Source organism: Microbacterium esteraromaticum, from assembly GCF_016907315.1.
GTDB classification, from domain to species: Bacteria; Actinomycetota; Actinomycetes; order Actinomycetales; family Microbacteriaceae; genus Microbacterium; species Microbacterium esteraromaticum.
Genome location: NZ_JAFBBS010000001.1, coordinates 1,739,011 through 1,749,743 on the forward strand (window position 1 = coordinate 1,739,011; position 10,733 = coordinate 1,749,743).

The 10,733-nt window shown below is 64.0% G+C and carries 9 protein-coding genes and 1 tRNA gene; 4 read left to right on the forward strand and 6 right to left on the reverse strand.

All coding sequences use genetic code 11. The features are described from left to right. Positions 1-13: 13 nt before the first annotated feature. Together JOE67_RS08475 and JOE67_RS08480 are read right to left on the reverse strand one after the other, a co-directional pair. A complete protein-coding gene (locus JOE67_RS08475; RefSeq protein ID WP_204975053.1) occupies positions 14-505 on the reverse strand; it encodes an FHA domain-containing protein FhaB/FipA in 492 nt (163 codons plus the stop codon). After that, a complete protein-coding gene (locus tag JOE67_RS08480) occupies positions 502-1,194 on the reverse strand; it encodes an FhaA domain-containing protein (protein ID WP_204975055.1) in 693 nt (230 codons plus the stop codon). Before JOE67_RS08480 ends, JOE67_RS08475 begins: the two co-directional genes overlap by 4 nt. Before the next feature lie 139 nt (positions 1,195-1,333). On the opposite strand from JOE67_RS08480, the gene JOE67_RS08485 reads away from it, so the two are divergent. Continuing rightward, positions 1,334-1,417 (forward strand) — tRNA-Leu (locus JOE67_RS08485). Between the two features lie 133 nt (positions 1,418-1,550). Here JOE67_RS08485 and JOE67_RS15855 read toward each other — a convergent pair. After that, positions 1,551-1,949, reverse strand: a complete 399-nt coding sequence (locus tag JOE67_RS15855) for a helix-turn-helix domain-containing protein (RefSeq protein ID WP_420827641.1) — start codon at positions 1,947-1,949, stop codon at positions 1,551-1,553. Here JOE67_RS15855 and JOE67_RS08495 point away from each other — a divergent pair. The 3 genes from JOE67_RS08495 to JOE67_RS08505 are packed head-to-tail and all read left to right on the forward strand — an operon-like array spanning position 1,897 to position 4,128. Continuing rightward, a complete protein-coding gene (locus JOE67_RS08495; protein ID WP_204975060.1) occupies positions 1,897-2,391 on the forward strand; it encodes a hypothetical protein in 495 nt (164 codons plus the stop codon). The genes JOE67_RS15855 and JOE67_RS08495 overlap by 53 nt on opposite strands. After that, positions 2,391-3,074 (forward strand): hypothetical protein, encoded by a 684-nt coding sequence (locus JOE67_RS08500; protein WP_204975062.1) that lies wholly within the window; start codon positions 2,391-2,393, stop codon positions 3,072-3,074. Before JOE67_RS08495 ends, JOE67_RS08500 begins: the two co-directional genes overlap by 1 nt. A gap of 4 nt (positions 3,075-3,078) precedes the next feature. Next, entirely contained in the window at positions 3,079-4,128 is a 1,050-nt protein-coding gene (locus tag JOE67_RS08505) for a hypothetical protein (RefSeq protein WP_204975064.1), read from the forward strand. A gap of 67 nt (positions 4,129-4,195) precedes the next feature. Here JOE67_RS08505 and JOE67_RS08510 read toward each other — a convergent pair whose 3' ends face one another. From JOE67_RS08510 to JOE67_RS08515, 3 genes are all read right to left on the reverse strand, one after another. Beyond that, positions 4,196-5,515 (reverse strand): DEAD/DEAH box helicase, encoded by a 1,320-nt coding sequence (locus tag JOE67_RS08510; RefSeq protein WP_338041642.1) that lies wholly within the window; start codon positions 5,513-5,515, stop codon positions 4,196-4,198. Then, the gene (locus JOE67_RS15760) at positions 5,422-8,406 is read right to left on the reverse strand and encodes a hypothetical protein (RefSeq protein ID WP_338041541.1); all 2,985 of its coding nucleotides are present in this window, start codon (positions 8,404-8,406) and stop codon (positions 5,422-5,424) included. Before JOE67_RS15760 ends, JOE67_RS08510 begins: the two co-directional genes overlap by 94 nt. Before the next feature lie 62 nt (positions 8,407-8,468). Then, positions 8,469-10,490: a hypothetical protein gene (locus JOE67_RS08515; protein WP_204975068.1), complete on the reverse strand. Its 2,022-nt coding sequence runs from the start codon at positions 10,488-10,490 to the stop codon at positions 8,469-8,471. Positions 10,491-10,733: the final 243 nt, after the last annotated feature.

Sequence of the window (10,733 nt, forward strand, 5' to 3'; positions counted from 1 at the left end):
TCGGTGCGCGGCCTCAGGAACGCAGCTCGAAGGTCGTGGCGCCCACCTTGATGGGGGTGCCGATCTCGACCTGCGTTGGCTTGTCGCCCAGACGCCGGCCGGCCAGGTACGTGCCGTTGGTGGAGTCGAGGTCCTGAATCGTCCAGATGTCGCCGCGCTTCGAAAGGCGCGCGTGGTGGCTGGAGGTGTAGTCGTCGCGGATCACGAGGCCGGATTCACTCGAGCGGCCGATCGAGAGCGAGTCTGCCGATCCGAGGGGCACCTCGAGGCCCGTCTTCGGACCGGAGGTGATGATGAGGTGCGTGGGGATGCGGCTGCTGGAGCCGTTCTTCGCGGGCCGCGGAGCGGGGGATGCCGCCGGCACGGCCGCTGCCTCACTCGCCGGCATCTTGCGCACGCGGACACCGAAGAGGTCTGCGCGCAGCGAGTAGACGACGCCGAACACGAAGAACCACAGCAGCACCAGGAAGCCGATGCGCAGCAGCAGGAGCACCAGTTCGCTCATCGGGTGGTCCTCCTGTGGTCGGTGGTGCTCACCGGAACGACGCGGAAGGTCAGCTCGGTGCGTCCGATCGTGAATGACGTGTCTGGGGCGAGGGCGATCTCTCGGATCTTCTGCCCGTCGACCTTGGTGCCGTTCGTCGAGCCGAGGTCGCGCAGCATCCCTCGCTCGCCATCCCAGAGGATCTCGGCATGACGACGGCTGGAGCCGGCGTCGGAGATGGTGATGTCGGCGTCGCTGCCGCGCCCGATCACGGTGCGGGCGCTGGTGAGCGGGTGACGACGGCCGTCGATCTCGACGACCCCCTGCCAATCGACGCTGCTCTCCACCGACGACGAGGTGACCCTCACGACACCGGTCGCGACGCGTTCGTCGGCCTCGATCGAGATGTGCAGCGGGCCCGCGAAGCTGTATCCCTGCGTGCGGGCATGGGCGGTCAGCAGAGCGAAGAGCTCGTCGTTCAGTGCGCGGCCGAGCGCCCGCATCCGCTCATGGTCGTCGGGGCTGAGCCGCACGAGGTAGTCGCTGGGCGTGATGATGCGGTCGCGACTGACCACAGCCGCGTTCGTGTCGGCCTCGCGCCGCAGCGCCGAGGCGATCTCGACGGGCTGGATGCCGCTGCGGAAGGTCTTGGCGAACGCGCTGTTCACGGCGCGCTCAAGACCTTTCTCAAAGCTGTCAAGTAGTCCCACGAGGTTCCTCTGGCATGCCGACCGGTAGGCCCATCGTAGTCAGGCGCGCTGGATAACCGCTTGTTGAGGTCACGCCGGTTCGAAGCACCCCCTGCATCGTGATAGCCTTTCCGGGTTGAGTTCTTCGGAACGAGACGATGCGCGAGTGGCGGAATAGGTAGACGCGCTGGCTTCAGGTGCCAGTGCTCGCAAGGGCGTGGGGGTTCAAGTCCCCCCTCGCGCACAGATGGCCCTGTTTGCAAATGCAGGGCAATCTGTTCGTAAATTAGAAGAGCCGGTAGGAAGTCATTTCCCACCGGCTCTTCTGCGTTCGTCTGCCCGGAGAGGCAGGGCTTACCTGGAGAGTCAACCTCTCTTCACTGTTGGAAGAACGCGTGCACGTCCGCCTGGAGCGCGGATCGCTTCGGCGCTGACATCGCATGGCTCAGTGCGGACACCACCCGCGCTACCAAGAAGAAGCCAGGCTCCGGGTTTCGCCCTCCTTCGAGCTTCGCTACGGATCCGATGGACACGCCCGCTTGCTCAGCCAGGCGCTGCTGACTGAGCCCGACCGAACGTCGGGCAGTTCCGAGCAGGCTGCCGAGGCGCGCCGCCTTCTGGGCGCTCTGAGGGTCCGTAACGGAGGCTGGTGGACGTGGCATAGGTTCCCTACAATAGTAGGGGGATAATAATCGTGCAGTCGCCGCAGGGTAAAGATCGAGTATGGTCACGAGTGAGGAGGTGTCTGAGATGGCTTGGCAGGCGATGCAGCTCATGCGAGACGCAGAGCGCACGGAGCTTTGGTATGTGAGCAACGATTCGCACCTGGCTCCTCGCGCCTTCGACGACAAGGTGCACGGGAACTTCGTCCCGAGGTGGGGCTCTACTGCTCTTCTGCACCTCGCCATCCAGGCGAGAGTCGTGCACCTCAACCCGAAGCGGGTTGAACTTCGAGACGTGTCGCTCATGCCGTTGGACCACGAAATCGCGGAGCGAGCAAGTGAGAGCATCGTTGAAGCGTTGCGCTCGGACGATCTTGACGCCGCCGAGTACCTCCTTGACGGACCTGGTGGCCCTTACGTCGTGATGTCCGTCGAGCTCGAGTCAGAGGACGGAGCGCGAGTCGTCGTTGAGCGCTACGGAGGGTTCGAGGTGACCGAGGACGAACCGATCCCGGCCCTCGTCTCGGCTGCGCGAACGCTCCTCAGCATCAGCTAATGCCCGAGGACTATAAGGGTGCGTTCTTTGACGCGCTCAAAATCGCCGGCGTGGGCGCACTGACGTTCCTCTTTGCTCCGTGGGTGGACGCGACGTTCCCGGATGTATGGCCATGGGTGCAATTTGCCGTGCCCGCGTTCGTCGGTGTGCTCTTTCTGCTTCTGCTTTATGTGTTCGCGACCGGGAAGGCACATCTTGAGGTGGTGTGGCGGATCATCGATGAACCCGCAGTTGACGTCGACAAGGTCATCGCGAAGTTCTTGACCGCCAACTCGGGCGAAGGCCGTGATCTCTTTGATGTCTCCGTACGGCATAAGTATGGACGTGGTCTCGGAAGGTTCGCGTTGAAACAGGCCGTGAAGTCCGGTTGTTGTCTCAGAGTGAGTGTGCCTCACTCAGACCTCAGTGTGGTAGCGGAAGGCCAGCAAGCAAGGGTCAACTCGGGTGAGATCGCTGTAGATACGAACTTCTCCATCACTTTCGCGCTCAAGCCTGATCTTCCCCTGCCTGGGCACACCTGGACTCATCTACGGTTCCGACTCAACGCGGGTGTGACTCCAAGCTCTCAAACACACTGGACGGTGCGTTACGAGTTGGAGCCCAGCGGCAGGTTGGCGAAGGTCTATGCCAAGCTCATCAAGGTGGACGCGAGAGTCGCGTCCCTCGTTGAAACATGGAAGTGAGCGGATGCCGACGTTCGCCAACACACAGGTGCACATGACACCGCAGACGCTGACCACGACCCTTCAGCTCAACGAAATTGTCGATCTACTCGTTGCACGGGCGCCTGATGGGTCGACACGCACACGCGGGTGGCGAGGGATCACTGACGATCTTGAACGCCCTGTGATCAGCGACGACGCGGGTAGTGCAGTGCCGGAGTTGTGGGCAGCGGATCCTGCTTATCAAGTCCCGGAGCGTGTCGCGGCCCGCTTGGTCTGGTGGGAGAAGCGCGCCGTCGAGAACCTCACCTCGGGGTCGACCGAGGCATGGTTCAAGGACGGTGTCGACGTCCTCATCAGCAAGGCGTCGGGAGGTTACCTGCTGCTCTGGTCCACGAACGACCCGCGACTCATCAAAGATCCGACACGCCGCCAAACCGTCGGGTCCGCGGTGGACGCGCTGCTCACAGCCCTGAGGCGACGCGACAGCGGAGCGAACATTTCCTCCTCGTCCGTCCTATCCTTCGACCGTGAGGCGTACCTCTGGCTGACGAACGCGGCGGAAACGAAGAAGGACATCGGCCACTCTGTGACGGTCACGAAGATCGCCAGCATGGGAACCAATGAACTGAACGGTCGGCAGCAGCTCACGAACAGGCTCAACGGGGAAGTGAACCTGGTTCGGACGTCGTTCCTGAGTGCGCTCGGGTCAGGAGCCGAGCTTGGTCCCGCCGACGTGGAGTTCACTGAGAGGGGGCCGAACGGCCGGATCGAGCATACGACTGCTCGCATCATCGTTTCGGGCGGTGCGAAGCTGCTGGCCGGAGACTCCAAGTACGAAGCTCTCCTCACCGGTGTCTTCAAGAGACTGCGAGTCGCCGAACGGCTGGCGTACCGCTATCTTCCTTTGGTCCGCGATGGTCACATCGACGATACGAACTGGGGCACCGCTGAGCGGGATCTGCTGATCCTCGAGAAGCAAGTACTGCTCGTGAAGGAGTTCCGGCGACGAGCCAAGCTGAACGCGCAATATCCCGCATGGGTGGCCGCGGGTGGAGACATCGACTCAGACTGAGGTGAGCGCGAGGGTTCGCCCGCGCGCTCGAAACTACAGCGTCCTGCCGGCGCCCGCGTTCGGAGGACTACGTCCGCCACCTCAGCTCTGTAGTCACATCGCCGTCCTGCGACGGGAGGTCGATGAGCAGTTCATTCGAGCAGAACACATCCACGAAGTCTTTCAGCATCTCGCTCGTCCGGATCGTCTCTAGATCGTTGCTCGTATGCTGGATGATCTCGCGGCTCGCCATAACGATGAGCTTCGCGCGGGCGCGCGTCGCGAGGACGTTGAATCGGTTGAGGTTGTGCAGGAAGTCTTCCTCCTCAGCGACCGTGTCGGGGTCGCCCACCGCATAGGTGGCGAGGATGATGTCGCGCTCCTGACCTTGGAAGCGCTCGACCGTGTCGACGGCGCTTTCAATCCACCTCGGGAGCCGTGCATCCGAAGTGGCCGTCACGAACGCCGTTCTCAGCAGTTCGATGATGCGGGAACGCTGAGCGCGGTGGAGGCTCACCACCCCGAGGGCTTCAGTCCAGAAGTACTCGTCCGACATGGGCGTTGTGCTCGCGGTACTTAGGCCGCGGACGAGGGTGTTGTGGTACCAGCGCACGAGGTCCGCGATAGTCCTCGCCTCGAAGTCGTTCCACTGCCCGGAGACGCCTTCAAGGTAGGTGAGGGCGACCGCCACCCGGTCTGGATCTGCGACGGCCACGAGGTCTTCGCTGAGTGCGAGCTCGAGGCGAATGTCCTCGAGGGACACACCATTTCGATACTGGATGCGGAGGTTTGGATGCGCCGCGCGCAGCGCCTCCGGGTAGCCGGCGAGTTTGCCTAACTCGACCAGCGTGGTGTTCGAGCGGTAGTTGACGAGGAGCTGCTCCTGTGGGACGCCCTGGTCGTGAAGCAGATAGTTGTAAATCGAGCCGACCTTGTTCTCTAGTCCCAGGGGAGGTTCGGCCGCATGGATGGGCGCCAACTGCAGGTGGTCGCCCGCCACGATGAGCTGTGCACCACTGCTGGCTCCGGAGAGTAGCAAGGTCGCGTGGGCAACGTCGAGCTGACCGGCCTCATCGAAGATGATGACGTCGAAGGTTCCACGCGTGCCACGGGCATCTCGCGCCTCGATGGCGGCATGCAGTTGCTCGGTGGTTCCGAAGACGAACATCGGTTGGCCGGAACCGAGGTCATCGATGAGGTCATCGAACTCGCGGGTTCGACGCCTGACGTCCATGTGTTGCGGAAGCCAGTCAGGGGTCGCTCGCGAGCCCGAGCTCAGTCGCCTGACCAGCACGTTCGACGAGAGCACAGGAATCAGTCCCTGCAGCACTGTGTCGATGGCTGTGTATGTGAAGGCGGCGATGGCCACCCGTAGCGGCCGCCCAGTGGCTGCGAAGCCTTGGAGGATCGCGCGGACGGTTGCTGTCTTGCCGGTTCCTGGGGTCCCCAGATGAGTGTTACCCGGCGCGACAGTGCGCTCTCCCACGCGCTGTCCTGGGACGCGTTGAGGGCCGTGAAGGTCGCGGGCATAGCGGCTCGCAGGGCCTGCATGTCGCGGGCGACCGTTGTCGCATTCAGCGCCGCCGCGTTCCAGAGCAGGTCTCCGGCGGGGTGGGCTGGGCCCGTGCGAGGTCGGACTGCTCGACCCAGCGCCGAGTCGACGAGTGGGTCTCGACCTGACACCGGCGGGTTTCCGATGGCTTTGGTCGCTTCCTCCAACCGCTTGACGAAGAACTCCTTGTCCACGGCTTCGAGAGTGAGCGGTCCATGCCCGCCAAACGCGCGGGCCTGCCCCAGACGGCGTCGGATCTCCGTGCGGTTGCCCCAGGTGTCAAGGTCCACCACCAAGGTGGCCTCGTGACGGTCGATGGCGACGATGGTCGCTCCAAGCACATCTCCGAGTGTGACGCGGAAGTCATCAACCCCGGCCCACCAGGCGGTCAGTTGCGGGTTGTCGACGCGACGGACGAAGCTGTTGATGGTCGTGTCGAGGTCCATAGCGAGCATCTCGGGAACGACAGCCCAGGAGAATTCTCCGGCCTTCACCTTCACATCGACACTCCCAGGACGGAGCCTGAACACCATGCGGTTCGGCAGCGGAGGGAGACCCAGAGATGTCAACACCGCATCGCGGTCGGGTCCGACCAGCGCCGTCATGACTGCGGTCTCGAACTTCGCTTCCTTCTCATCGGTGGGAAGAGCCCGCACCTGCGCGCGGTCCAGTTTTGTGACCGCGCGGTCCAGCTTCGAATAGGCCACCAGGAGTACCCCGAGCGGACTCGTCGCGTTCTGTAGCGTCGGCGCCGACAATTGCCGCAGCAGCGGTGCCTTCCGGGAGATTCGGTCACCGAACGCAGTGGTCAGCGCATCCGTGACGTCGCTGAGTGCGCGCAGCTTCGTCTTGACCGTCTGCAAAAGCCGGCCAGAGAGCTCCGCGGGCGTCGGTGCAGAGGGCACCCGTCGGGGGTTCCAGAGCTGGTGGGCGCGCTCAGGGGGGATCTGGTCGGTGAACGGGTCCTCCCAGAACATCGGCACGTTGTACGGGTACTGACTGTTCGGGTCCTGCAATTCCCGGGCTACGCCGAGCAGCGTGTACGTATGGGCGAGGTCCAGGGCGAGCGTTGCTTTCGCCGCATTCCTGACGATGCTGACGGCGGGCGCCTCTGTCAGGGCAGGGCTGTCAAGAACCTCCGTCGGCGGGAACAGCCATACCAGCCGCTGCAGACGACCGCTCGCGAGGATGCGGGCGAGGTGGCGTCCGACCACTCGCGTCATGTGTTCGAACGTGACGGTGTCCCAGACATAGACCTGCATCGACTGCGTGCGGTCGTGAGCGGTGCACTCGTCAATGAGTGCCGCCAGGTCGTCGAGCAGGCCGGCCAATGCGTCCCACTCTGCATCGGCGGACTTCTGATCCGTGTGGTGCACCCGAGTCCGGGAGATGCTGGAAGGTTGCCAACCTCTTTGCAGCCATGACCAGGAGAGGCCGAAAGAGAGACTGAGGGCGCTGCCTGGGTCGAAGTCTGCGGTGATGTAAATGCGAAGACGCGCCCAGGAGGGGATCGCTGCGGTCGTGTACAGAGAGGTGTCCAGGGGCACGACGCTCGTCCCGTCCAGTGCCTGCGCGCGTCGGCTGACGATCTGTCTCTGGCCTCGGAGCCGGTGATGAAGGTCGAAGGTCCCGTCAGCGGTGTCGAGGCCTGCGAGGTCGGTGACGGTGGACGTCCCGTGGGCGCGGAGCACCTGGAATGCGCCTCTTGTGAGGAAAGGGATCCGGGAGAGGTGCTGCTCTGCTTCGGCCTGCGGCAGGCAGTGCCGGGCGTCCCAGGCAGAACCGCTGGTGCCGGGGGTGGTTGAGAACTTCTGGCCGAGGTTCTCACATCCTTGGCAGGCAGGCGTGACCGACCACGGAAGATCGGCGAGTCGTTCGCCGAGTACATGCGGGATGTCGACGCGGAGCACTCTGCGGACCTGTGCGAGGAACGTCCGCATCGGAACCGTCTCCAGGTCCTCGTGGAATCCGGCGTACCGGTCCGTGGCCGCCGCCCCTGCGGCGGTCGCCGCGTGCAACGCCGATTCTGATTCGCTGCCAGGCCAAATCGCCGGGTACGCGCTCACAAAGTAGCGGTCGTCCAGGCCGATGTCCTCGAGGAAGGCAGCGAGCGTCAGTGCGTAATAGGCGAGCTCGGCGAAGTACCGCGGCCCCGGTTCGCTGGTGAGCTTCACGTCGATAACCCTCAGGCCCAGCCGCGGATCGGATGCGTCAATCGGGACGATGTCGCCGTTCACGGCGACGCCCTTGTCTCCGAGCACGGTGTCGCCGGCTTGGAGTACCTCGATGACGTCGGGGCGGACTCTCGTGAACTGCAACGGTCCGCTCGTCTCGGCGAACGTGATGGTGTCCAGTTTGTGGGCGAGGCGGAACGTGGGCGTGTCTGCGCGGAACTCCGTCTCGATGAGGAACTGCCCGGGGGTCACCCCAGCGACGAGAAACGGTTCCAGCGGTGTCGCAGAGTAGTTCAGTCCAGGCTGCGTCGTGCTGCCGGTGACGGTGAACGACCCACCTACGAGATTGCCGGCGCCGAAGGCTTCCCGCAGGTCATGAACTTTCGCCTGGCCCCACTCGTCGCCGGCGTCCTGAATACCTCGGAGCGCGGGTCGGACCTGCCGGTGTGGGAGATTCAACGCTTGACGTTCGTGGATGAACGTTCCACTCTCTGGGTGCATTGACAGTCGGAGCTGTCGTTCACAGCTTGAACCGACGAACTGAGTGATGGTCGTCTTCTCAACGCGGGGCATAGTCGTACCTTGTGGCCGGCGCAGGGCTCGTCCCCCGCGAGTGGCTCCACTCTATGCGCGCGCTATGACACGTCGACGACAGCGTGCTCGAGGGTTATCACTTCGTCATCTGTCGACGTATCGTCATCCAGAAAGGCGGCGACGGCCAGCGCGCGCCGGAAATTCGCCGTGTCCGGATCAGCGAGCTGGAGAGCTTTCGCCCATCGGCTGGATTCGGCGTGAACTGTGTCGAGTACAGATGGCGAGCGGGTGGCGTCGTGGCGAACGGGCGGTGCACCGTCTTTGGCGAGAACGAACACGGCGTCCCAGACGCTGGAGCCCTGGTGGCGGTGAAGGCTCATGTCGCTGTCTCCGCGAAGGGGGAAGACTGTAATGAAGCGCAGGCCGGTCTCTCTGAGTGCTCCACCAAGCGCGGACCAGGCGCCAGGTGCCTTGTGCTGGAAGGTAAAGATCAGGCGTCCGCCGGGCTTGAGAATACGTGCGGCTTCGCGGAAGCAATCACGCAACCCTGCCTCGAACAGCGGGGCATGGTCGGCACCGCGGCCCTTGGTCGCCAGGCTGGCTGCCGACGGGCCGCCAGGGTCGATGATAGCGCCGGCGGCAGCGAGCCAGGGAACGAAGAAGTCCGCCAGCTCCGAGTAGTCGATGTTGTCGAGGTATGGCGGGTCGGTGAGCACGATGTCCACACTCGCGTCAGGGATCTGCGTGAGAGCGCGGCTGTCGTCGTTGTGGATGTGGACTGTTCGCTCGCCGGCCGGAAGCGGGGAATCGACGAAGCCCGTCGTTGAGTACTCTCGGGGAGCCTTGGCGTAGGAGATCGCGTTGGCGACTTTTCGAAGGGCGTTCGGAAACGTGCCGCGCCCTGTGCCCCGAAGCCAAGGGTTGAGCTCCACCGGCCTTGTCGAATGGGCGAACGCCCGGAGGGAGAACAGAGGCGTCACTTGACGCCACCGTTCGGTGTAGCGGGTGAGGTTGCAGTTGGACGTGAGGTGATTGGAGAAAGCCAGAGCGTACGGCAGCCGATGCTGCTCGGGAAGGGAACCGATGGCAGCGAGGAGCCGGTTGGCGTGGAGTAGTTGACGGTCGTTGAACAATTGGGTGTACGTCGTATACCCGTAGGCGGTCAGGCGGTTGTCGCTGCGTCGGAGGTGCGGGATGGTGCGGGTCGGGAGGAGGTCTCGTTCGTTGGCGAGCTCCGCTTGCGCCGTGGCCAGATTCTCGAAGTCGAGGTCGCTCGGGCGATGGATTACGCGGTCCCGAATCGGGACCGCTCGGGTGGACGAGGAGCCTGCGGCGATGGACTCGATGGCGAACAAGCGGAATGCCGGGCGCTTGCCGGTGCGGCGGGCGTGCTCGATGAGCGCCTCGGAGTGCTGGCACTCAGGGCAGGTCGCGATTCCGCGATACACGTTGCCCTCCGCGATGACTGTGCGTTCGCCGCACGCACAGTCGAGAGTCGTGACATCGGTGCCGGCGCGGTGAATGTCACCGCAGCCCCGGCAGAGCACGACCTGGTCGTCACCGTCGAGAGCAATCCGATGGTGCGGGTGAGCGTCGAACGTGATGTCACATCTCGCACAGGTCACTTCCTGCACCCAGAAGTAGTGCAAGCCGAGGCGGTTGTCACCATCGGGCCCGATGGTGGAGTACAGAGACTGCTGCGCGTTGAGCGCACTGTTGACTTCGTCGAAAGCATCCCAAGGGTCAGGATATTTGTGTGCCGTCAGCTCGAACTCGGTGACGGCACATGCCACCGGGTCGATATCCGCTCCCACCACGTGCGCGCCCAGGCGAGACGCCTCATAGAGACTGGTGCCGCCCCCGATGAAGAGATCGGCGACGGTTGCGCCGGTCAATGGGCCGCCCTTCTCGAACATCGACCAGAACTCCTTCTCCGTGGACGTCTGAGACCCCACGAGCAGCGCCCGCATCGCGGTGCCGAACCGCCTGGCGAACCACTTGTGCGCGAGGTACACCGGGCGGGGACGGTGCGCTTCACGGCGGGCGAGCTCAGCGAGCGCGACCAGTGGCAGCGCAGCGTCGTCGAGGAGGCTCGTTGAAAAGTCGGGGGGAACAGGATTCATGGGCTACTCCATTGTGGGGGGTCTGCTCCTCCATGCGCGGCCTGCCGGAGATTCCCAGCCCTCACCGCATGAGCCCAGCATGAGGGCGCCGAGCTTTTCCTGCTCACTCGGAAATGGCCCGTAGAACTGGTCGCAGCGGAACTGTCGCAGAAGGCATCGTCGACCGAGATGGGGAAGTCGAGCAGGTCGCACAGCTGACCTTCGAGGTGCTCGGTGTCCACCTCGAGGCCGCGTAGCCGGTCT

Excerpts from the sequence above, each read along its gene's own strand:
- JOE67_RS08495 (WP_204975060.1), top strand. The coding sequence starts at position 1,897 with ATGGTCACGAGTGAGGAGGTGTCTGAGATGGCTTGGCAGGCGATGCAG.
- JOE67_RS15855 (WP_420827641.1), bottom strand. The coding sequence starts at position 1,949 with ATGAGCTGCATCGCCTGCCAAGCCATCTCAGACACCTCCTCACTCGTG.
- JOE67_RS08515 (WP_204975068.1), bottom strand. The coding sequence starts at position 10,490 with ATGAATCCTGTTCCCCCCGACTTTTCAACGAGCCTCCTCGACGACGCT.
- JOE67_RS08475 (WP_204975053.1), bottom strand. The coding sequence starts at position 505 with ATGAGCGAACTGGTGCTCCTGCTGCTGCGCATCGGCTTCCTGGTGCTG.
- JOE67_RS08500 (WP_204975062.1), top strand. The coding sequence starts at position 2,391 with ATGCCCGAGGACTATAAGGGTGCGTTCTTTGACGCGCTCAAAATCGCC.
- JOE67_RS15760 (WP_338041541.1), bottom strand. The coding sequence starts at position 8,406 with ATGCCCCGCGTTGAGAAGACGACCATCACTCAGTTCGTCGGTTCAAGC.
- JOE67_RS08505 (WP_204975064.1), top strand. The coding sequence starts at position 3,079 with ATGCCGACGTTCGCCAACACACAGGTGCACATGACACCGCAGACGCTG.